Genomic DNA, 22,615 nt, shown 5'->3' with positions numbered 1-22,615 from the left:
GAAAAAAAGGAAAAAGTAATGGCACAGCGAGGCAGAAAGTCTCTGGCTGCGACGTCTGCTGTCTCGCTGCCAGCTCTGGCTGAAAGCAGGTTGCAGCCGTCAATTCATCTCAGCGACCCAGAGATTAACGTGTGGGTCAGACTGGTAAATGACAACCCGGCAAGTTCGTTTACAGAAACACACCGTGACATGATGGAAATGTACTGCCGCCATGTCGTTCAGTCGCGATTGCTGACAATGCAGATTGACGAGTTCGAGCTTGAATGGCTGTCGCGTGAAGACGGCCTGAAGCGCTATGACAAACTGCTCACAATGCGTGAACGGGAAGTCCGCTCTGCATCATCTCTGGCAACCCGGCTCAGAATTACCCGGCAGGCAACCGCCGATCCTAAAACGGTGGGCCGTGCAAACAACAATCTTGCGCGAGACAAAAAGCCCTGGGAGATTGACTGAGGCTCTTAGCTGATGGTTAAAAAAACTCTGACAAGAGCTGAAAGAAATATTGCCTGGTGTGAAAAGCACATCCTTATCCCTGAAGGAAAGTTTGTAGGTCAGCCGCTGAAGATGGCCCCTTTTATGAAGGATGACTTCAGGGCGATTTTCGATAACGTTCACGGTACCCGGCGCGGCATTATCACCAGGGGGCGTAAGAACGCCAAAACTGTTGAAACTGCCATGCTGATGCTGCTCTACCTTGTAGGGCCTGAAGCCGCCCATAACTCACAGCTTTATTCTGCAGCCCGCTCCCGCGATCAGGCAGCAATCCTCTTTAATCTGGCATCAAAAATGTGTCGCATGAACCCTGTGCTCATGCAGTACGTTGCCATAAAAGACTCAGTAAAAGAGATTCATTGTCCGGACCTCGGTTCCTATTATCGCGCCCTCAGCGCAGAGGCAACCACGGCATATGGTTTTTCGCCGCGTTTCGTTGCCCATGATGAGCTGGGTCAGGTTCGTGGTCCACGTGATCCTTTGTATGAGGCGCTGGAGACCGCGACAGCAGCTCAGGAAAACCCTATATCCATCATTATCAGTACGCAGGCACCGGACGCCAGTGATCTGCTCAGCCTGCTGATTGATGACGGACTGACCGGCGCTGACCCGCGAACTGTGGTCAGGATAGATACCGCACCCGAAGATATTGACCCGTTCTCAGTTGAGGCAATCCGTTTAGCCAATCCCGCCTTTGATGTCTTCATGAATCAGCAGGAAGTGCTGGACATGGCCGCAAGTGCCAAACGCCTGCCGTCACGACAGGCTGAATTTGAAAACCTAGTACTCAACCGGCGTGTCGAGGCTAAAAGCCCCTTTGTCAGCCAGACCGTCTGGCACATGAACAAAGAAGAGCCTGATGATCTGAACGGGGTCACCGTCTGGGGCGGTCTGGACCTGTCGAGCGTGTCTGACCTGACGGCGCTGGTACTGACTTCTGCCAAAGGTGATGTTCACAGTAAGTTCTGGCTCCCTGCTGAAGGGCTGGCTGACAAGGCCCGTAACGACCGAGTGCCATACGATATATGGGCGAAACAGGGCTACCTGAACACGACACCGGGCAAGGCTATTGAGTATGCCTTTATCGCAAAAGAGCTGAGAAAGCTTTTTGACAACTGCAACGTCAGGGCAATCGCTTTTGACCGCTACAACATGCGCTTCCTTCGCCCGCATCTGATTGATGCCGGGTTTACCGAATCTGAGCTTGAGCGATTTGTGGAGTTTGGTCAGGGGTTTGTTTCTATGTCTCCCGCGTTGCGCGAACTGGAAACAAAACTTCTTGGCGCTCAACTGAAGCATGGTAACCACCCGATTCTGGAAATGTGCGCCAAAAACGCAACTGTCATCACCGATCCCGCAGGCAACCGCAAGTTTGTTAAGGGTAAATCCAGCGGAAGAATAGATGGCATGGTTGCGCTGGCGATGTCGATTGGTGCGCAGAACAGTGATGAGGTGGAAGAGCAGGGCGACGTTGACGACTTCATCTATAACTTTTTGAGCGTTTAAAATGGCAGATACCGATTACAGCATTGACCTGCGAACGCGGTCGCCTTTCTGGGCACGCATGGCCTCCATCCTGACCGGTGGACGTCTGGTGACCCCAGATAGTGGTTCACAGATGGCAGGAACGTCCGCACACGGCGTGGTGGGGGATTCTGTTGTTACCGACGAACGCAATATGCAGATCAGCACCGTGTGGGCCTGTATCCGCTTAATTTCCACAGTAACGGCTTCCCTCCCTCTGGACGTATTCGAAACGGTAAGCGACCAGCGAAAGAAGGTTGGAAATGACAACCCGCTGGCGAGACTGCTGAGATTCAGGCCCAACAACTTCATGACGGCGCTTGAGTTTCGCGAGGCCATGACAATGCAGCTCTGCGCGTATGGAAATGCATACGCCCATGTTGAGCGAAACAGCGTGGGCGATGTGATCAGCATGGTTCCGCTGATGAGTGCCAATATGGATGTGCGCCTGAGCGATAACGGTAAAACCGTTATTTACCGCTACAAGCGTGACAGCGAATATGCCGAGTTCAGGACTAAAGAAATCTTCCATCTGAAAGGTTTTGGCTTCAATGGTCTGGTTGGCCTGTCGCCTCTGGCCTTCAGTGCGAAATCGGCCGGCGTTGCAATAGCGATGGAAGATAATCAGCGTGAGTTCTTCGCCAACGGTGCCAAGTCCCCGCAGATACTGATGACTGACGGTAAGGTGCTGACCAAAGAGCAGCGCGGGCAGCTGGAGGAAAACTTTAAAGAGATCGCTGGTGGCCCGGTTAAAAAGCGTCTCTGGATTCTGGAAAGCGGCTTTACCACTCAGTCAATTGGCGTTTCTCCTCAGGATTCAGAAATTCTGGCGGCACGTAAGTTTCAGGTGGCAGAGCTGGCGAGATTTTACGGCGTTCCCCCGCATCTGGTCGGGGATGTTGATAAATCCACCTCGTGGGGCAGCGGGATTGAGCAGCAGAATCTGGGGTTTCTGCAGTACACGCTGAAACCCTATCTGGATCGCTGGGAATACAGCATTGAGCGATGGCTGGTCAAAGATGCTGAGCAGGGCAGGATTCATGCCGAGCACAATCTGGATGGCCTGCTGCGCGGTGATTCTGCCAGTCGCGCCACCTTCATGCAGATCATGGTTAATACCGGCATCCGCACGGTGAACGAAGTTCGAAGGCTGGACAACCTGCCGCCTATCCCCGGCGGTGATGTGGCAACCCGCCAGTCACAAAATATACCCATTACCGACCTCGGCACAAACACTAAGCCCCGCACTGACGGGGCTTAATTTTTATGGGGGCTTAAATGCCGGACATTCAGAAAACGCTGTCCTTTAACCAGGCGGAAATCAAGTTTGCAGGCGATGGCAGTCAGGGAATTTTTGAAGGCTACGCCTCTGTGTTTAACAACACTGATTCTGACGGCGACATCATTCTTCCCGGCGCTTTCAAAAACACGCTGGCCACGCAAAGCCGCAAGGTGGCGATGTTCTTTAATCACCGCACTTTTGAAGTGCCGGTTGGTAAGTGGGAGACGCTTGAAGAGGATGAAAAAGGGCTTTTTGTCAGAGGTCAGTTAACGCCGGGCCTGAGCGCTTCATCTGATCTTAAAGCCGCGATGCAGCACGGCACCGTTGAAGGTATGTCAGTCGGATTTTCCGTATCAAAAGACGATTACAGCATCGGTACTACGGGAATGATCTTTAAAAACATCTCCTATTTACGGGAGATAAGTGTCTGCACCTTCCCGGCTAACGAGCTTGCTGGCGTGTCTGCCATGAAGAGCATCGAAACAATCAAAACCATTCGAGACGCGGAAGCTTTCCTGAGGGATTCAGCAGGGCTTTCGCGTGCAGAAGCACAGGCATTTCTTGCCAGTGTTAAGTCCGCAGGTCGGAGCGAGTCCGATAGCGGCGACATTGACGCGCTTGCACAGCGCATAACTTCCTTTGCCGCTAACCTGCGGAACGCATAACGGAGCATTACATGTCTGAATTAGCCACTCTTGAAAAAGCGATTGAGAATTCACAGAAAGAAGTGAAACAGCTCATCGAAGAACAGCGTAAATCCATCAACGAAAACGGCCAGATTAACCAGCAGCTTCAGACTGACCTGGCAAAAGCACAGGACGAGCTGAAGACCACTGGCACCCGTCTGTTTGATCTTGAGCAGAAGCTGGCAGGCAACTCACCTGATCAGACCGCTCAGAAGTCATTTGCCGAGCGTGTCTCTGAAGACCTGATCAAAGGCTGGGATGGCTCACGTACCAAAGCAAAAGTGACCAGCTTTGATAAGGCGATCGGTTCCGGCAGTACCTCTGCCGGTAGCCTCGTTCAGCCACAGCAGAATCCGGGCATTCTTATGCCTGGCCTGCGTCGTCTGACAGTTCGTGACCTGCTGTCACAGGGCCGCATCTCCAGCAATGCCCTTGAATATGTGCGTGAGAACGTATTTACCAATGCGGCTGCGCCGGTAGCTGAAGGCACGCTGAAGCCTGAGAGCAACATCACCTTTACTAAAGAAACCGCGAACGTGAAAACCATCGCGCACTGGATTCAGGCATCACGTCAGATTATGGATGATGCGCCCGCCCTGCAGTCTTACATCAACTCCCGCATGATGTACGGTCTGGCGCTGGTTGAAGAAAATCAGATGCTTAACGGTGACGGCACCGGTGACAACCTTCAGGGGCTGAACGTGGTCGCTAACGACTATGAAGCGGCACTCAATGCCACCGGTGATACCGGAGCTGACGTTCTGGCGCACGCTATTTATCAGGTGTCGCTGAGCGAGTTTGAAGCGGACGGTATCGTGCTTAACCCGGCTGACTGGCACCGCATCGCGCTGCTGAAGGATGCCAACGGCAACTATATCCTCGGAGGTCCTCAGGCTTTCGCTTCGAAAGTGCTTTGGGGTCTGCCGGTTGTTTCAACGACCGCTCAGACAGCAGGTAAATTCACAGTCGGCGCGTTTGGCCTGGCTTCTCAGGTGTGGGACCGCATGGACGCTACCGTTGAAATCAGCAATCAGGATCGCGATAACTTTGTGAAAAATATGCTGACCATTCTGTGTGAAGAGCGTCTGGCGCTTGCGCACTATCGTCCTGCCGCCATTGTGACCGGCGATATCACCGTTGCCGCTGGCGGCGCATAACTGAAGGGCGCGGTCAGCAATGGCCGCGTTTGCAGACATGAAGATTAAAGCCCTGCGTATGTTCTCACACTTTCATCTCGGCACTGTTTCTCAGGGCGAGATTAAGGTGGTTAAAAAAGAAATCGGTGAGGCTCTTGTCGGGCTGCACCTGGCTGAAGCGCTGGAAGATGCCTCATCAGACGAGAATTCGTCCAGGCCTGCAAAGAAGGTGGTCAAAGGTGGAAATAAGCCCGCAGCAGATGGCGCAGATAAAGACGCACCTGAGAGTTGATCACGATGATGAAGACGACCTGATTAAGGGGTATGCCGCAGCGTCAGTTGACTTCGTCGAGCATTACTGTGACGGCTCTCTGGTTGTACAGCTTACGCCTCCTGATGAGAACGATGAACCTCCGCGTGAGGTTCTTTTTTCTTCCGGAATATGGCAGGCGATGCTGCTGCTTATCGGTCATTACTATGCAAACCGTGAAGCAAGCGGGCAGAGCCTGTCTGAAATCCCGTTTGGTGTGGAGGCGTTGTTATACCGGCACCGTAAGTGGCACTGATGGCCTGTTCAGGATGCCAGAAGCGCCGCGAATGGCTTAAAAAAATGGTGGCACTCGCTAATGAAAGAATTACAGGAAAGCCTGCTGGCGACCACGCTGGAGAAGCTGGCAGAGAGTCTTCATCTGGTAGCGGAGGGGATGAGGTCTCAGAGCGAAGCAATAAACCGCCTGGCTGAATCAAATGAGGCACTTGCTGCTGTCGTTTATCAGTCAGTCATTGACGTTTCTGACGATGATATGCCAGCGCCGACGTATCTTAGCGGGGCGGCTAAGAGGTAATTATGCAGGCCGGAAAATTACGTCATCGCGTCTCGCTTCAAAAACCCGTCAAAACCCAGAACCCTTCAACGGGATCTGTCGTTAATTCCTGGCAGGAAACAGCAAAGCTGTGGGCGGAGGTTGCCCCGCTGTCTGCGCGCGAGTTTGTCGCGGCACAAGCCACACAGAGTGAAGTGACCACACGTATCACCATTCGCTTTCGCAGCGATGTGACACCGAAGCATCGCATCGTTTATGCCGGGAAAATCTATAACATTGAAGGTGTTCTGGCTGACGATAAAAGCGGTCGTGATTACCTGACGCTTCCGTGCTCAGAGGGCGTAAATGATGGCTGATGGCGTTGATTTTAACCTGACGGGCATGGATTCACTGCTGGGCAAGCTGAGTGAAATCAGCGATGACCTCAGGCGAAAGGGTGGCAGGGCCGCACTGCGTCGTGCCGGAAATGTTATTGCTGACAAAGCCAGAGCCAACGCCCGGCAGCTGGACGATACGTCAACGGGCAGGAGTATCGCGAATAACGTTGCGCTTCGCTGGAACGGAAGGCTGTTCAAACAGACGGGAAACCTCGGGTTTCGCATTGGCGTTGCGCACGGCGCGGTTCTGCAAAAACATCCCGACAAAAGTGTGAATGCACCTACTCCCCACTGGCGACTGCTTGAATTCGGCACGGAAAAAATGAAGGCGCAGCCATTTATGCGTCCGGCTGCCGAAAGCAGTATCGATCAGGTCGTTAATACTTTTGGCACCGAGTACGAACTGGCAATTGACCGGGCAATTAAACGCGCCCGCAAGAAAGGGCAGTCACCGTGATAGCACCCATTTTTCCCGTATGTAGCGCCAGTCCTGAAGTTAACTCTTTGATTGGTGGTGAAAGCCTGCGCCTGTATCCGTTTGGTCAGCAGGATGACGATGTTATTTATCCCTATGCTGTCTGGCAGAACATTACTGGTGAGCCGGAGAATTACCTGTCTCAGCGACCCGATGCGGATACGTTCACGCTCCAGGTTGATGTTTATGCTGACACACCTGAAGAAGTAATTGCTGTGGCCGCAGCGTTGCGTGATGCCATCGAGTCCCACGCCTACATCACCCGATGGGGCGATCAAACCCGCGACAATTTAACCAGGCGATATCGCTATTCATTCGATGTTGACTGGATAGTGCCGCGCTAACTGAACTATTCACCCACCGGCCCTGTGCCGGTTTTTTTATAACCGGAGATAACAATGTCTGTACTGACGCAAGGCACACAGCTTTTTGTGCTCGCAAAAGGCGCGGTGAGCGAAATTGAGTGCATTACTGCATTTTCACCCGGCAGTAACCCTGCCGACCAGATTGAAGATACCTGTCTTTCCGAGCGACTGGACCGGACCTATAAGCGTGGTCTGCGCACGCCGGGTGCGGCGTCCCTGACGCTGAATGCGGACCCAAAAAACACCAGTCACATCATGCTTTATAACCTGTCTATTTCTGATGCTGAAGATGATCAGGACCTGACTTTTGCTATTGGCTGGTCAGATGGAACCGCTTCGCCAGCTGCCGCTGCTGCTGACGCTGCTGGTGCAGTAGATGGGCTGACGCTGCCTGACAGCCGCACATGGTTTGTGTTCAAAGGTTATGTCTCCGACTTCCCTTTTGATTTCGCTGCCAACACGGTCGTCTCTTCTTCTGCTTCCATTCAGCGTTCTGGCTCTGCTGTATGGGTGCCTAAAGCCGCTGCCTCTGCCTGATTTCAGGGGCGATTCTGCCCCTGATTTATTAACGGAATAAACGATGAAATTGACACTCGATACGCTGAAAAACGCCGGTGCCTTTACCGGGCGTCCGGTCGAAAAAGAAATCAGCTGGAAGCAGGGCGACAAAGAGTTTACCGCGACCGTGTATGTGCGTCCGATGGGCTATCACACCGCCACGTCTGATGTGCTGGCGATGGGCGGTAAAGTGGATGGGGTGGCAGGCCGCATTGCAGCATCAATCTGTGATGAGTCTGGCAAGCCCGTATTCACCCCGGCTGACATCACCGGTGAAGCTGACCCGGAGCGGGGCTCTCTCGACGGTGCGCTGACCATTGCGCTGCTGGTGGCCATTCAGGAAGTTAACGATCTGGGAAAGACTTCGAGCTCAGCGCCGAAGACGAATTCTGGTGCGAGCTCGTCCTCAACGGCATCGGCGGGCGCACCATCGCAGAAGCGCGTGAGACGCTCACCTTCAAAGAGTCGCAGCTCTGGGCAAAATACCGGGAACGTTACGGAAGCCTGAACCCCATGATGCGCACCGAGTGGGGCGCAGGGGTTGTGGCAAGCATCATCGCTAACGTGAACCGTGATGCGAAAACGCCGCCGTTCAGCCCGACTGACTTCACGCTGCACTTCACAAAAGTCACTGCTGCTGATGAGCCGATTTCACTTAATGAAGCCATGACCAGCTGGGGATAATGGCCGCCAGACGGAGAGTTTATGGCTTCAAAATCACTTGGCACGCTGACGATTGACCTGGTCGCTAAAGTGGGCGGCTTCGTTTCAGGCATGGATAAGGCTGAGCGTGCCTCTGAAAAGTGGGCTAAACAAGTCCAGAAAGATGCTGCGGCCAGCTCTGCCGCACTGCTCTCAGTAGGCGGCGCGGTTCAGGCGGCAGCGCTCGCGGCGGGCACAGCTGGTTTCGCTTTGCTTAAATCAACGTCTGAACAGGTGAATGCCACAGACCAGTGGGCGAAGTCGCTGAAGATGTCCACGCAGGAGCTTCTTGCCTGGCAGTTCGCGGCAGAGAAAGCCGGTATCTCCGGTGACAACATGGCTGACATCTTCAAGGATCTCAGCGATAAAATCGGTGATGCAGTACTGAACAAGTCAGGTGAGGCCGTTGATGCACTTAACTCGCTTGGCCTGTCTGCTGATAAGCTGTCGAAGGTATCACCGGACAAGCAGTTACTGGCGATTGGCGAAGCGCTGGGCAAAATCAGCACCAACGCAGGCAAGGTCACCATCCTTGAAAGCCTGGGCAATGACCTTTCAAAACTTCTTCCACTATTCGACAACAACAACGCAAAGCTGACCCAGTTCATTCAGCTGGCGAAAGATTATGGCGTCGCGCCTGACCCGCAATCCATTGATGATCTGATTAAGGTCAACACCCTGTTTCAGGATATGGAGGCGCAGGTAAAAGGGCTGAAGATGGAGATTGCAGCCGGGCTGGCGCACGTTGACCTGAGCCCGCTGAATAATTCTCTCTCAGACATTCATGATGTACTGACCGATCCACAGGTTCTGCAGGGTATCGCCGACCTGGTAAGTCAGGTGGCACAGCTTGCCGGATGGCTGATTAAGGCTGCGGCGGGCGCAGGTAAGCTGGCATCCGCTTCCGGTAACAGAATGGCCGCGCTGGGTAATCGCGTGGATATGGATAATCCAGACCAGATTCAGGCCCGCATTGACTACCTGAACAGCACGACAAAAGGTCGCGGCAACGGCATGTACGATGGCAGCCAGACCTTTCTGGGCTGGATCATGGGCAAGGACGACAGCGTTAAAGCGGTGTCTGAAGAAATTGCCACACTCACCGGCCGCCTGGCTGAGCTGAATAATCAGCCCAAAGACATCAAAGTGTCACCCGACGTCACGCCGGGTACAGCTTCTTCACTGCTGGACTTCGGGCTTGATAAGGGAGAAACAAACGGTAAGCCGGCGAAAGTGAAAAAAGATACTGCAGCTGCAAAGCTGGAGTCTGCTTTCAAAGCGACTGAGCGCGGTTATATGCGCCAGATTGAGCTGATTGACACAACCGGCAAAAAGACGGCGGTTGTGACCGAGCAGCAGAAGCTTCAGTTTGATATTGCTGACGGCAAACTGCAGGGGCTAAACGCCACACAGCAGAAGCGTCTGGAGTTTCTGGCGCAGGAAGTTGACCGGCTGAATGCGGTTAAAAAGGCGAACGAGGAAAATGCCAAAATAGCGGCATTCGTTGCCAACCTGCAGGCGCAGAACAGCAACGCGAAGTCATCGCTGAATATTGACGTTCAGGGGGCCGGTCAGGGGGATAAAGAGCGCCAGCGCATGAAGGAACGCCTCAGCATCGAGCGGGAGTACCTTGATCAGCAGCGTGAGCTGCAGACGCAGTATCAGTCTGGTGACATTACTAAATCGCTCTATGAACGTGAAACCAGTGCCATCAGCAGCGCCATGAGCGACCGCCTGAAAATTCAGGAGGACTATTACAAAAGCATGGATGCCATGCAGTCTGACTGGATGGGCGGCGTGAGTGACGGGCTGGCGAACTGGCTGGATACGTCATCAAACTATTCGGCATCAGCGGCAAGCATCGTCAGCAGCTCCATGGACAGTGCTCTGGATAACGTTTCATCCATGCTGATGGGGAACAAAGCCAGCTGGAAGGACTGGGCTTCATCGGTGCTCAGCATGATCGCCAAAGTTGCTCTGCAGATGGCCGCGGTCAATCTGGTGAGTGGCATTGTCAGTTCTGTGGGTGGCGCTGCTGTTGGCGCTGCATCGGCTGGCGGTGGCACAGCGAATAACTCATTCAGCAGTGGCTCCTACAACAACCTGACTCTTAACGCTAAAGGTGGGGTCTATGAGTCCCATGACCTGAGCCAGTACAGCGGTTCGGTTGTCAGTTCTCCGACGCTGTTTGCCTTCGCTAAAGGTGCTGGTCTGATGGGCGAGGCGGGTCCTGAAGCGATTATGCCGCTGACGCGAGCGGCAGATGGGTCACTCGGTGTGCGTGCGATAGGTAATGGCGGTGGCAGCGGCGGTACATCTATTTCTGTCAGCGCACCTGTCACGGTTGAGGGCGGCGGAGCTGGTGAAACCAGCAGCGCCAACACGGCTAATACTGCCCGACAGCTGCAGAGCATGATCCAGACGGTTCTGTCTACCGAACTTAAGAAAGCAATACTGCCTGGTGGCATACTTTATCGCGGCGGATAACATTCATGGTGAAAAATGACGACTGATACTTTTAGCTGGTGCGTCAGAACGGGGGCAACTGAGGAGGTCAACGTTGCCACGCTTCAGGCCCAGTTCGGTGAAGGCTATAAGCAGGTGGCTGGTGTCGGGATCAACGATCAGCGCGAGTCCTGGCCGGTAACCTGCAGCGGCAGCAAAGCTGAAATGGCGACTGTGAGGGCTTTTCTCAAAGCACACGTCACCGCCTCCTGCTGGTGGGTCAATCCGTGGGGAGAGAAAAAGCTTTACCGCGTTAAGTCTGATTCAATCCGACCCGCCTTCATTAACGGCAACTTCGTGGAAATCAGTTTTACCTTCGAACAGGCTTTCGCACCGTGACATGTCACGATAACAACAGGGCGCTCAGCGCCCTTTTTTATTGGGTGAAAAATGAGTTTTAACCAGGACATTCAGGCGCTGGAGCCGGGGAGTCTGGTCCAGCTGATTGAGATAGACGGTACTGCTTTCGGTCTTGATACCGTGCTGCGCTTTCATGCGTATAACCTGCCGACTGAAGGCTGGAAGTCTTTCGCAGCGGAAAACCTGCCGTCAATCATCTGGCAGGGCAATGAGTACGATCCGCACCCCTATGAGCTGACCGGCATGGAAATGAGCAGTACCGGTTCACAGCCGACGCCAAAGCTTTCTGTCGGCAACGTGGGCAACTATGTTACCGCGCTGTGCCTGCAGTTTGACGACATGGTGAAAGCGAAGGTGCGTATCCACACCACGCTGGCAAAGTATCTCGATGCGTCAAACTGGACGGCAGGCAACCCAAACGCCAATCCGCAGGAGGAACGCGTTCAGCTGTTCTATGTGAATGCGAAAACCTCCGAGACACGCGCTCAGGTGGATTTCGAGCTCTGCTCACCGTTTGATATCCAGAGCCTGCAGCTGCCATCACGTCAGATAACGCCTGTCTGCACCTGGTGCATGCGTGGCTGGTACCGCACCGGCACCGGCTGTGATTATGCAGGCAACCGGTATTTCACCAAAGACGGCACGGCGACCAGCGACCCGTCAAAAGACGTGTGCGGCGGGCGTATGGCAGACTGCAAAGCACGACTTGGCGATGACCAGCCGCTGCCGTTCGGCGGGTTCCCGGCTGCAAACCTGCAGGGGAAATAACGATGCGCAAAAAGATTCTTGAGGCGATACGCGAGCACGTTGCCGCCGAATACCCGAAAGAGGCATGCGGGCTGGTCATTCAGTCAGGCCGGACCCAGAATTACATCCCCTGCCGGAATATCGCTGACACGCCGACAGAGCATTTTACGCTGTCGCCGGAGGATAAGCGGACTGCTGAAGCGCAGGGCGATATTCTGATGGTTATCCATTCACACCCCGATGTGCCGCAGCTCATCCCGTCAGAGCATGACAGGGTGCAGTGCGACTTCTCCGGCGTTGAGTGGGGCATCATGTCGTGGCCGGACGGCGACTTCTGCACTATCAGCCCGCGTACTGACCGCGACTACACCGGCCGCCCCTGGCTTATAGGCAGCAATGACTGCTGGACACTCATCATGGACTGGTACCAGCGTGAGCACGGCATCACCCTGAAGAACTGGTCTGTTGACTATGAGTGGTGGGTAAACGGCAAAGAAAACCTGTATGACGACAACTGGCAGTCAGAGGGGTTTGTGGAGGTTGAGCCAGCGGAGATGCGTGAGGGCGACATGATCATGATGCGCATCAGCGCCCCGGTAACGAACCACGCCGCAATCTATCTGGGCAATAACATCATTCTTCATCATAACGCCGGGAGCCTGTCTACACGGGTGCCCTATGGGGAATACTGGCGTAACCGTACCGTGCGTGTCGTGCGCAGAAAGGAGCTGATGGATGCTTAAAACCATGCGACTCAAAGGCCGAATGGCAAAAATGTTTGGACCGGTTCACCAGTTTCACGTCGCGGATTTGCGTGAGCTGCTGCGGGCGATGTGCTCACAGGTGCCGGGTTTCAAAAAATTCGTGTCAAACGCCCACCTCAATAATATCCGGTTTGCCTTCTTCAGCGGCAAAGACAATATCGGCCTGCAGGAATTCGATATGTCCTCAGCGGCGACTGAGTTTCAGATGGAGCCGGTGCTGGAAGGCTCAAAGCGCGGCGGTACGCTACAGATTATCATCGGTGCCGTCGCGATTGTGGCTGCATTCTTCACCGCGGGCGCGTCACTGGCTGCATATGGTGCGGCTATCGGCACCACGACCGCCGTTGGCCTGGCTACCACAGCACTGACCAGTATCGGTATCAGTATGCTGCTGGGCGGGGTCGTACAGATGCTGACGCCACAGCCCAAGCTTAACGTGGGTGCCTCATCCAGCACGGACAACAAGCCGAACTATGCGTTTGGTGCGCCGGTGAATACCGTTGCCATGGGTTATCCGGTGCCGGTGCTTTACGGGACGCGGGAAATTGGCGGCGCGGTCATCAGTGCGGGCAGCTTTACCAGCGATCAGCAGTAATCAGTTAGGGATTAATTATCAGGCCACCTTTGGGTGGCTTTTTTTATGGGTGAAATATGCGACTTCTCGAAGGTGCCGTGATTCATGGCAGTAAAGGTGGCGGCGGCAGCGCCCATACTCCGGTAGAGCAACCAGACGACCTGCTGTCTATCGCCAAATTAAAAATGTTGCTGGCGATCTCTGAGGGTGAGATTCAGGGCGATTTAACCGCACAGCAGATTTACCTGAATGATACGCAGCTGGCGAACGAAGACGGCACCTATAACTTTACCGGTGTCGTGTGGGACTGGCGCAGGGGAACGCAGGACCAGACCTATATTCAGGGCATGCCCGAAGTAGATAATGAACTGTCAGTCGGCGTTGCCGTCACGCAGGCTGTCGCCTGGACGCGCCAGTTCTCAAACCTGACGCTCGACGCCGTTCGCATCAAGCTGAGCCTGCCGGTGCAGTATCAGTATAAAGACAATGGCGACATGGTAGGTACCGTGACGCAGTACGCTATTGACCTTTCAACAGACGGCAGCTCATGGGTCACCGTTGTTAATGGCAGCTTCAATGGTAAAACCACCTCTGAATATCAGCGCGATCACCGCATCGATTTACCAAAAGCGACATCCGGCTGGTCTGTCCGGGTGCGTCGCATCACCGCTGATTCAACATCGTCAAAGCTGGTTAACGCTTTTAAGGTATTCTCATTCGCTGAGATTATCGACAGTAAGCTGCGCTATCCAAACACCGCACTGCTCTATATTGAAGTCGATGCCAGCCAGTTCAGCGGTCAGGCACCCAAGGTCACCTGCAAGCCGAAAGGGCGGATGGTTCGCGTGCCGACGACATATGACCCGGTTTCGCGTACCCATGCGGGAACATGGCAGGGTGATTTTAAATATGCCTATACCAATAACCCGGCATGGATTTTTTATGACCTGGTGCTGGATAAAATCTTCGGCATGGGGACACGTGTCGATGCCACTATGATCGACAAGTGGGAGCTGTACAGTATTTCACAGTATTGCGACCAGCCGGTGTCAGACGGCGCGGGTGGCACTGAGCCGCGCTTTACCTGTAACGTCTTTATACAAAGCCAGCAGGATGCTTATACGGTTCTGAAAGATATTGCGGCGATCTTTCGTGGCATTACGTTCTGGGGCAACAGCCAGATTTTCGTGAATGCAGATGTGCCGCAGGTTGATTCAGACGGCAACGTTGACGTCGATTTCGTTTACCACGCGGCAAACGTCATTGACGGGCTGTTTACGTATGCCGGTGGCAGCTATAAAAACCGTTATTCGTCCTGTCAGGTGAGCTGGTCCGACCCGATTAACCACTATTCAGACACGGTTGAAGGCGTTTACGACTCAGACCTGGTTCAGCGCTATGATGTGCGCGAGATGAGCCTCACCGCTATCGGTTGCACGTCCCAGAGCGAGGCGCACCGGCGTGGGCGCTGGGCCATTCTGTCTAATGCAAAAGATGGCACGGTTTCATTCGGCGTTGGCCTGGACGGTTACATTCCGATCCCGGCTGAGATTATCGGCGTGGCTGACCCGTTCCGCAGCGGCAAGCAGAACGGCGGGCGCATCAGTTCGGTGAATGGATTGCGCATCACGCTGGACCGTGCCGTTGATTATGCTGCCGGTGACAGGTTGGTTGTAAACCTGCCGGACGGTACCGCACAGACCCGCACAATTGGCAGCATCAGCGCCGATAAGAAAACGGTCAGCGTGAATACAACTTTTCGCATTACGCCGGTGGCGGGGACTGTATGGGCTATCGACAGCAATAATCTGGCAATTCAGTACTTCCGCGTTACTTCTGTTGCTGGAAACGATGACGGCACCTTTACAATTACCGGCGTACAGCACGATCCGAATAAGTACCGCTACATTGACGATGGCGTGCGCATTGAGCCTGCGCCAATTACGGTCACGCCCATCAGCGTGCTTAAGGCACCGGCCAGCATCAAAATAAGTGAAGTCAGCTTTGTTGAGCAGGGGCTGTCAGTTTCATCAATGCAGGTGACGTGGGACCGCGTTGAAGGCGCTATCAGCTACGTGGCTCAGTGGCGTAAAGACAAAGGCGACTGGATTAACGTCGCGGTCACCAGCGCTCAGGGCTTCAGCATTCAGGGTATTTACACTGGCGTCTATGATGTCCGGGTGCGTGCTGTCAATGCGGCAGAGGTTTCGTCACCGTGGGGTTACGCTGACTCCACCTCACTCAGTGGCAAAGCAGGTAAGCCGGGCACGCCGGTTAACCTCTGTGCCACTGATAACGTTGTGTGGGCGATTGATGTCACCTGGGCATTCCCTGATGGCTCAGGAGACACTTCGTATACTGAGGTTCAGGTTGCTACTACCGCTGACGGCCAGAATCCTCAGCTTCTGGCTTATGTGCCGTACCCCGGCGTCAGTTATCAGCATGGGCCAATGCCCGCTGGTGTTCGCCGCTGGTACCGCGCCCGGCTGGTGGACCGAATTGGGAATACGGGTGACTGGACAGGGTATGTTGCCGGTGCCAGCAACATCGATGCCAACGCGCTGATTCAGGACACGCTGGAAAAATATCTCAAGACCCCTGACGGAAAAGCGCTGATGGCACCACTGATTACCGATCCGCAGCTGCTGGCGGAAACCATCCTTGCCAGTTACGACGACGTGGATCAGCAGTGGAGCAACTACGGTAAAAACCGCGCCGGCATTATCGAGGCGAGGAAGATTGCCGTGGATGCGACCAGCGCCCTTGCCCAGACCGAAAAGGACGTGGCGGCAAAATTTGAAGAGCAGGAAGCGGTGATTCAGGAGAAGTTTACTGCCTATGCGGATGCCAGCGGCCCCTCTGCCATCTGGACGATGAAGATGGGTCTGAATTACAACGGCACGAAATACGATGCGGGTATTTCCGTGGCGGCCGTGGTGAACGGTACGCAGGTTGACACCCGTTTTGCCGTGAATGCGAATCAGTTTGTGGTGATCAGCGGCAGCGGCAGTACGCTTTTTTCTCCTTTCATAATTAAAGACGGTCAGGTGCTGATTAATCAGGCCTTCATTGGTGAGGCCTGGATTACCAACGCCATGATTGGCGACTACATCGAGTCTGATGGCTACATTCCAGGGCAGACCGGCTGGCATATTGGCAAAAATGGTACGGCTGAGTTCTCCGGCGTCACCGTTCGCGGGAAGATTTATGCGAGCGAAGGGGAGCTCGATAACGTCCTCATCAATGAGAACTGCACCATCAAAGGAACGCTTAATGCCAACCGCATCAACGGACCGCTGATGCAGGCAAAAAGCTTCAGTTTCTACCACAGAACGACCAACGCCAGCAGCGTGATTTACTGGGACGGTACGGCAGGACGCGGTGACGTCAGCATGACAATAAGCGGGCGTATCCTCAGGCAAAGGAATAATAGTCAGAACGCGTCAAAGGTCGTCGTGCAGTTTTCTGACGGCAGAACGCAGGAAATATCGCCTCTCGTCAGCTATGACTTAGGCGGGGAAGGGACTAATCAGTTATCCGAGTACACTTTTTCCTTTGATATCGGAACGGATCCGGTCAACGTCAGGCTCAGTGCGGGCGCTCTCAATCAGGGGCAACACGAGAATACCAGCTGGTCCGCGCAGATCTTCGCCGCCCCGACAGCCAACCAGTTCCATACCTGATAACCATTAACCCATCAGCCCGGCCATTGAGCCGGGCTTTTTTATTGCCCGGAGAAAAGCATGCCAGCAGGCACTATTGCATTAACTAACGGCTCTGTGACCGTTACGGGGACCGGAACCTTTTTTTTGTCAGAACTGAAGCCTGGGGATTTCGTGTATGTCACGGCAGGGGATGCGCCTTATACGATAGTGGCATCTGAGGTTACCTCAGACCTGAAGATTATACTCGCAGAACCCTTTGACGGTCCGTCTGTTTCCGGTCTGGCCTGGACTGCAGTACCTGCCCTGATGCAGGTCGCTATCACACAGAAGGTCATTAATGATTTCGGGCAGGTAGCGCGTGGCCGTATCCTGGATTTTCAGAACTGGCAGAAAATTTACAGTGACGACCCCTCGGTAACAGTCACACGCCCTGACCGGACCGAGTTCACAGGGCCAAGCTGGGGACATATTGCAAAACTGGTCGATACGGTGGAAGACCCGCTGAAAAATCTTGTCCCGCTCAGCCGGCAGTATATGACGCTGGCTGCAGCGCAGGCGGATATGGCGAACATTCCGGACGGGGCCGCCACCTACGTGCGCAGCCAGGACAGTCTTTTGCTGGCGGATGAATACGTCAATAATGCGGGTGTGCTGGTCGCCACGGGGCGCAGCCTGCCCGCATATGAATCGGTGAGAAGCCTCGCGCCCCTGAGTCAGTCCACTGTGTTTAAGGGCGGCGCAGCAGGGGAGTTCGACCTCGCACTTCCGTTCGATACGGCCCTGATTGACAGCCAGAATAATATCCTGTCTTACACCTCGGGCGGACAACAGTATTTTTTGCTGGCGTCATCTTTTCCTGTTCTGAAGGCCACGTCTCTGGAGGTGGGCGGGGAGCCGCTTGACCCGGCGGGTATCCTTGCTGCGCCCGATAAGGAGAACGTGCAGAGCCTGAACCAGACCACCACTTACCGCAGCCTGGACAACGACGGCGAGTATGCCTTTGGCCCCCGGTACGACACGGTCACGCTCGACAGCCAGGGGAACGTCATGCGCTACACGAAGGGGGGGCAGGAATTCAGCCTGCTGGCCGGGAACTATCCGGCGCTGTTTATCAACGGTGTTCCGCTGGATGCGGGTGGCATGCTGCCTTCAGCAGATAAGGCAAACCTGACAGCGCTCAGTGAAACCACGCGCTTTTCCTCTTCGTCGTCTGAATATGAATTTAACCCGAAGGCATATGTCCTGACCGACGGGCAGAAAAATATCCTGTTTGACCTGGGGGACTACCTGACCCGGTCTGCTCACTGGGACGTGGCCTATGAGAAATCACAGGACATCACGCCGCAGAAAGTCAATCCGTTCACTCCGTGGTCACAGGCCGACGCCGCCGGCACATATCAGGTCAGCGTCATGAACGCGGAGACAGGGCAGCAGCAGCAGGTGACGGCGGGAACCAGCAACGAGACCGCACCCCGCCCGGACGGGCTGGACGGCATCGTGTGGCAGTCGGACCGCGCCGACCCGCCTCCCGGCGGCCTCTTCTTTGCCAGAGCGCCTGACTTCAGGGCGCACGCCTACACTGGCAGGCCACGGATAGTGGGCTGGGGACACTCCTTTATCAACAACGGCGCGTTCCTGAAGCGGCTTTACGAGCTGTCCGGCGTGCCCACCTGTAACTTCGGCCTGTCGGGACAGATGAGCGATGCGATTGCCTCACGGCAGGGGGGCGCACCGTCATACTACGCGCCATCGGGCGGCGTCATTCCCGCCAGCGGTGCGGTTAACCTGCTGCCCGCCGTGCCGGGTCCGCTGCGCGGTCTGGCCTCTCCGGTTCCGCTTGCGTGCAGGCTGGCGGGGGTGGACGGCGTCTTCACGTGGGACGGAACGAACGCGGTGTTCACGCGCGACGCGGCGGGCGAGGCCGTCACCGTGGCGGCAGCCGTTCCGGTTTACGTCTATCCGGTCACCACCACGACCGTGCAGGGCAGCACGCTAAAGGACACCCGGTTTGAGCTTCACGACGAGTGCATCAACCTGTTCTGGATTGGGCGAAACAACCTGAGCGAAACGGAGCTGATTATCAGCAACCTTACCGCCATGGTGGAGAACGTGAAGAATGCCGGCAAAAAAATCGTGGTGCTGGCCGAGTTTAACTCCGCGTCGGAGGGCACCGGCTCGGCAGGTTACGCGCAGATGACGGAGCTGAACCGACGCTACAAGGCGCTGTATCCGCAGTACTACTGCGAAATTAACGGCGTGGATATCCGGCAGAACTTTCTGAACCACGCCAATCCGGCCTCAGCCGGTGACGTAGCCGACGTGGCTGCGGGCCTGACGCCGCGCTCGCTTCGCTACGATGCGCTGCACCCGTCACAGGCTCTGAGCGGTACCGGAGGCTCGCTCACGCCGGATATGGCGCTGGAGGTGGGCGCAAATGTTAACGCAGAATTTGTATATCAGTTCATCAAAAATAAAGGGTGGTTATAAATGGCCGGAAGAATTGAGCAGTTAGTGGGCGTTACCGTGAGTACAGGACTGAAGCTTTATCGCGACGTGTCCATTAATCCGGGCACAAAGGCGCTGTTTGACGTTTCCAGCGCGTGGGCGGGGGGCGCAAAAGACGTGGCGGCCGGAGCGGCGATAAAGAGCCTGTCTTATGAGGACTCCGTTGCCACGTTCGCGAAGGCGCACAGCTACCAGGGCGGGGGAATGGTGTTCTCCGGCGTGAACGGTGACGTGTTTAACCTGCCGGATGCGGCAGCGCCTCAGCCGGACGAGAAGCACTGGCTGCTAACGACCTGGCTGAAGATGGCGAACTACGGTGCCGGAACGGCGTCGAGCGGTAATAACCAGACGCTGAGCTTTGCCACCGGGCTGATTAACTCCCCGGCGACGGCCATGCTGACGTTGCTGAGCAACCCTGGAGCGGCCGCACTGCCGTCCTCCGTTTCCGTTTACGCGCGCGGTAAAAACTACTCGGGGCTGGCCACGGCGCTGGCTGCGATTTATGACAACAGCCTGCATCAGGTGGCTTTTGAACTGCAGGTGACGGCGGACGGCACGCAGCAGCAGCTGACGGTCTGGGTCGACGCGAAGGTGGTTTACACGTCAGGGTATGCTGCGGTTGCCACCACCATCCCGGCGGCCCCGACGAACAGGTACATCGGAACGTCGGCCTCCTTCCCGCTGGCGTGGTCAGGGAAGCTTTATCGCGTGAGAAAGGATGACCTGACGGCCACGACGCTGACCGCTGCGCAGGTACTGGCGACTGATGCTGCATCAATAAACGGGCGTTTTGTATAATGAAGGCCTGATGATAACCCGGGGTGAACTGGCTTTTTAAAGCCTGATAGCATCTGTATATGAAAAAAAAGCCGCGCAGGTTGGCATCGGCGCGGCGAAAGGTGAGGCTTTTTTTAGAGGAGAGAGAGCATGTTGACACTCTCTGTGCCTTACTCTGAGAGATAATGAAAATCCAGTCCAGTTAAATAAACTTATTGAATATAGGTGTAATCTTATTTTTCTTGATTTTTTGTGCTTAAGGGGCAAAAAATGTACAGAGCGGATTTGCGTCCGCCCTGTGCAGGAGTAGGTGCTCAGAGTTGACCCGGGATAGAAAGCATGATGACTCATTGGTGTGAATAGGAAATCCCCGGCGACGGGGTATGCGTTAGCCGCGCGTCCATCTCAATATGCTCGGGGTGGTTAATTTAAGATTAGTAAATCATCATCCTACCCGTCTGATTAAAAAACCTTTGCCCTCAATCTCTTTACAAATCTGTGACCTGCTTCGACTTGATCAAATCCACCGATCGATATTACTGTTTATATGTACAGTATTTATCAGAGGAGGATTTATCATGCCGCGTGACTACGAAATCAAAGACGCATTTGTCAGCGCTATTAAACGAGAGCCATCTGGCCGCTATGTCGTCACCACGCAGGCGTTCGTCAGGGAGCTGGAGAGGGTTAACTGGCACTTCAGTCTGCGTGAGGCCAATCAGTGGATAAAAAACAATACGACAACGTTCCGAGATGCCTCCACTCAAGAGGGTGAAGCCAAGACATACCACCAGTTCAACCCGAACGGGGGTATCTGACATGGGATTCCCATCACCGGCTACTGATTACATTGAGCAGCGCCTAAACCTGAACAACATCCTGATGCCGAATCCGGGAAACATGATTCGTGTTGATACACCAGAGGGGTTCGTGCTGGTTGATCGCTCGTTAGCTGCTAAGCCTGGCGATATAGTCGCGTTCCAGTTCGATGACTATCCACAACTGGGAAAACTGTATAGTTCAAGCATCATCACTTCGGACGGTGAGACGATCCACGGGGAATCGCTGGAAGGGGTGGTTATGCTCGGTGTTGTGACGTTCGAAGTACTGGACGTTTACGATGCTGACTGGCTACCCATATAACTATATATAATTAAAAAGCAGCACTTAAGCTGCTTTTTAGTGTAATTACAGAAATGAGTTTAACGCTCATCTTTAAGATAAAATTACCTTTTTGCAAACGACTCATATTCCTTATACAAAGATGCGCCTAAAATATATTTCAACTCGCCTTGGCTTCTATAAAAGACGCTGGATATCTCTAATTCGTAATACTTTATAAATATCAGGCTTAGAGCGGAAACTATTTTTTGTAAGTGTATGATTTGTTTAGATGGTTTTGTCGAAGAATCGTTAGATAACAAATCCATGAATTTTGCCTTTATATTCAGCTTCACCTCAGGAGAAGAGTGAATAAACTGACAAGCTTTTGTGTAGTTTTCATGCATGTACTTCCAGTTTTCGGCGGCTCTTTCTTTTTTTAAATAATCGAAGTCTTTTCTGCGAACTGTCCCATCAAAGTCACTCCCGTTGTAACACTTATCAAGAGCAATCCTTGCGATGTGCTCGATCATTGACCTAATATTTAAATAAAGATATCGCTCCTTATGATCAATGATTGCGATCACAGAATTAAGAATGTCATAAGTTATTCCACTAATGTAACTTTTATGATGAAGTCGTACATTGTTCTCAACAATTACGTTCATGAGAAAGGCTAACTTGAAAATACTTGTAAGCAAGTTAACGTCTTGTGTGGTTCTTTGTTCATTTTTAATGTGCGCGACAAAATCAGAAACATCACTTTTGCTATTAAAGGGATGAGTGGTTAACATTTACTCACCCCTCCTGATAATACCATGGATCCATTTAGACATATTGGTCAAAGAATTGTTTTTATCTTTAATGAGCTTATCGTTTTTCTCTAATACAGAGTAATCATTGAGAATTTCTTTAATGATGCTGTAAGTTTTATTTGCGTAGTTTTGAACCTCCTTTTCATTGGAATCAAAAATTTTTCTACAGATTTTAGCCACCATAACTGTCCTTGACCGAGAGGCGTATAGGGGCATGTCTGTCTGGAAAACAAATTTTATAAAATCTGAAGCTTCTATGTTTGATTTTAATATTTTCTTATTTAAAATTAGTGAAACTACAGATCCTATAAGCACTTCTTTGGATATCTTCTTATTTGTATATAGCATTTGTATCTGCTTTAACTCTTTATAGTTATCCAT

General features: G+C 53.6%; 26 protein-coding genes. 24 read left to right on the top strand and 2 right to left on the bottom strand.

Annotation, left to right across the window (positions count from 1 at the left end; translation table 11 throughout):
• The first annotated feature begins 18 nt into the window (after positions 1–18).
• The 24 genes from AC6I77_RS13440 (at position 19) to AC6I77_RS13325 (ending at position 21,461) form a co-directional block, all read left to right on the top strand.
• Positions 19–453: a hypothetical protein gene (locus tag AC6I77_RS13440; protein WP_110330221.1), complete on the top strand. Its 435-nt coding sequence runs from the start codon at positions 19–21 to the stop codon at positions 451–453.
• Positions 454–465: 12 nt separating this feature from the next.
• Positions 466–1,998, top strand: coding sequence for a terminase large subunit (locus AC6I77_RS13435; RefSeq protein ID WP_497817029.1), 1,533 nt, complete (start codon positions 466–468; stop codon positions 1,996–1,998).
• A gap of 1 nt (position 1,999) precedes the next feature.
• Positions 2,000–3,277, top strand: a complete 1,278-nt coding sequence (locus AC6I77_RS13430; protein WP_497817028.1) for a phage portal protein — start codon at positions 2,000–2,002, stop codon at positions 3,275–3,277.
• A gap of 17 nt (positions 3,278–3,294) precedes the next feature.
• Positions 3,295–3,963 (top strand): HK97 family phage prohead protease, encoded by a 669-nt coding sequence (locus AC6I77_RS13425; protein ID WP_110330224.1) that lies wholly within the window; start codon positions 3,295–3,297, stop codon positions 3,961–3,963.
• Positions 3,964–3,974: 11 nt separating this feature from the next.
• Positions 3,975–5,141, top strand: coding sequence for a phage major capsid protein (locus AC6I77_RS13420; protein WP_497817027.1), 1,167 nt, complete (start codon positions 3,975–3,977; stop codon positions 5,139–5,141).
• 19 nt (positions 5,142–5,160) lie between these two features.
• Positions 5,161–5,412 carry a hypothetical protein gene (locus AC6I77_RS13415; RefSeq protein WP_497817026.1) on the top strand — a complete coding sequence of 84 codons (252 nt, stop codon included), beginning with the start codon at positions 5,161–5,163 and terminating at the stop codon, positions 5,410–5,412.
• Positions 5,360–5,686, top strand: a complete 327-nt coding sequence (locus AC6I77_RS13410; RefSeq protein WP_497817025.1) for a head-tail connector protein — start codon at positions 5,360–5,362, stop codon at positions 5,684–5,686. The genes AC6I77_RS13415 and AC6I77_RS13410 overlap by 53 nt, the downstream gene beginning before the upstream one ends.
• A gap of 60 nt (positions 5,687–5,746) precedes the next feature.
• Entirely contained in the window at positions 5,747–5,965 is a 219-nt protein-coding gene (locus AC6I77_RS13405; protein WP_497817024.1) for a hypothetical protein, read from the top strand.
• Positions 5,966–5,967: 2 nt separating this feature from the next.
• Positions 5,968–6,300, top strand: coding sequence for a phage head closure protein (locus AC6I77_RS13400; protein ID WP_497817023.1), 333 nt, complete (start codon positions 5,968–5,970; stop codon positions 6,298–6,300).
• Positions 6,293–6,778 (top strand): HK97-gp10 family putative phage morphogenesis protein, encoded by a 486-nt coding sequence (locus AC6I77_RS13395; RefSeq protein WP_497817226.1) that lies wholly within the window; start codon positions 6,293–6,295, stop codon positions 6,776–6,778. Before AC6I77_RS13400 ends, AC6I77_RS13395 begins: the two co-directional genes overlap by 8 nt.
• A complete protein-coding gene (locus AC6I77_RS13390) occupies positions 6,775–7,140 on the top strand; it encodes a DUF3168 domain-containing protein (protein WP_497817022.1) in 366 nt (121 codons plus the stop codon). The genes AC6I77_RS13395 and AC6I77_RS13390 overlap by 4 nt, the downstream gene beginning before the upstream one ends.
• 54 nt (positions 7,141–7,194) lie before the next feature.
• Positions 7,195–7,698 carry a phage tail tube protein gene (locus AC6I77_RS13385; RefSeq protein ID WP_497817021.1) on the top strand — a complete coding sequence of 168 codons (504 nt, stop codon included), beginning with the start codon at positions 7,195–7,197 and terminating at the stop codon, positions 7,696–7,698.
• 43 nt (positions 7,699–7,741) lie between these two features.
• Complete coding sequence (locus tag AC6I77_RS13380; protein WP_497817020.1) at positions 7,742–8,227, top strand: phage tail assembly chaperone family protein, TAC; 486 nt, start codon at positions 7,742–7,744, stop codon at positions 8,225–8,227.
• A gap of 5 nt (positions 8,228–8,232) precedes the next feature.
• Positions 8,233–8,403, top strand: a complete 171-nt coding sequence (locus AC6I77_RS13375; RefSeq protein ID WP_164913083.1) for a phage tail assembly protein T — start codon at positions 8,233–8,235, stop codon at positions 8,401–8,403.
• A 21-nt stretch (positions 8,404–8,424) separates the two neighbouring features.
• Positions 8,425–10,908 (top strand): phage tail tape measure protein, encoded by a 2,484-nt coding sequence (locus AC6I77_RS13370; protein ID WP_497817019.1) that lies wholly within the window; start codon positions 8,425–8,427, stop codon positions 10,906–10,908.
• Between the two features lie 15 nt (positions 10,909–10,923).
• Positions 10,924–11,265, top strand: coding sequence for a phage tail protein (locus AC6I77_RS13365; RefSeq protein ID WP_497817018.1), 342 nt, complete (start codon positions 10,924–10,926; stop codon positions 11,263–11,265).
• A gap of 51 nt (positions 11,266–11,316) precedes the next feature.
• On the top strand, positions 11,317–12,054 hold the full coding sequence (locus AC6I77_RS13360) for a phage minor tail protein L (RefSeq protein WP_497817017.1): 738 nt from the start codon (positions 11,317–11,319) through the stop codon (positions 12,052–12,054).
• Between the two features lie 2 nt (positions 12,055–12,056).
• A complete protein-coding gene (locus AC6I77_RS13355) occupies positions 12,057–12,776 on the top strand; it encodes a C40 family peptidase (protein ID WP_497817016.1) in 720 nt (239 codons plus the stop codon).
• Entirely contained in the window at positions 12,769–13,392 is a 624-nt protein-coding gene (locus tag AC6I77_RS13350; protein WP_497817015.1) for a tail assembly protein, read from the top strand. The genes AC6I77_RS13355 and AC6I77_RS13350 overlap by 8 nt, the downstream gene beginning before the upstream one ends.
• A 56-nt stretch (positions 13,393–13,448) precedes the next feature.
• Entirely contained in the window at positions 13,449–17,054 is a 3,606-nt protein-coding gene (locus AC6I77_RS13345; RefSeq protein ID WP_497817014.1) for a TipJ family phage tail tip protein, read from the top strand.
• A gap of 60 nt (positions 17,055–17,114) precedes the next feature.
• On the top strand, positions 17,115–19,523 hold the full coding sequence (locus AC6I77_RS13340; RefSeq protein ID WP_497817013.1) for a hypothetical protein: 2,409 nt from the start codon (positions 17,115–17,117) through the stop codon (positions 19,521–19,523).
• Positions 19,524–20,339, top strand: a complete 816-nt coding sequence (locus tag AC6I77_RS13335; protein ID WP_497817012.1) for a hypothetical protein — start codon at positions 19,524–19,526, stop codon at positions 20,337–20,339.
• Between the two features lie 557 nt (positions 20,340–20,896).
• Entirely contained in the window at positions 20,897–21,136 is a 240-nt protein-coding gene (locus tag AC6I77_RS13330) for a DNA polymerase V (RefSeq protein ID WP_497817011.1), read from the top strand.
• A gap of 1 nt (position 21,137) precedes the next feature.
• Positions 21,138–21,461: a S24/S26 family peptidase gene (locus AC6I77_RS13325; RefSeq protein ID WP_497817010.1), complete on the top strand. Its 324-nt coding sequence runs from the start codon at positions 21,138–21,140 to the stop codon at positions 21,459–21,461.
• A gap of 83 nt (positions 21,462–21,544) precedes the next feature.
• On the opposite strand, the gene AC6I77_RS13320 is transcribed toward AC6I77_RS13325, so the two are convergent.
• A complete protein-coding gene (locus AC6I77_RS13320; protein ID WP_497817009.1) occupies positions 21,545–22,213 on the bottom strand; it encodes a hypothetical protein in 669 nt (222 codons plus the stop codon).
• On the bottom strand, positions 22,214–22,615 hold the full coding sequence (locus tag AC6I77_RS13315; protein WP_497817008.1) for a hypothetical protein: 402 nt from the start codon (positions 22,613–22,615) through the stop codon (positions 22,214–22,216).

The organism is Pantoea sp. X-Soil-ISGK-259, assembly GCF_059730705.1.
This window is presented reverse-complemented; position numbering and strand designations above follow the sequence as displayed.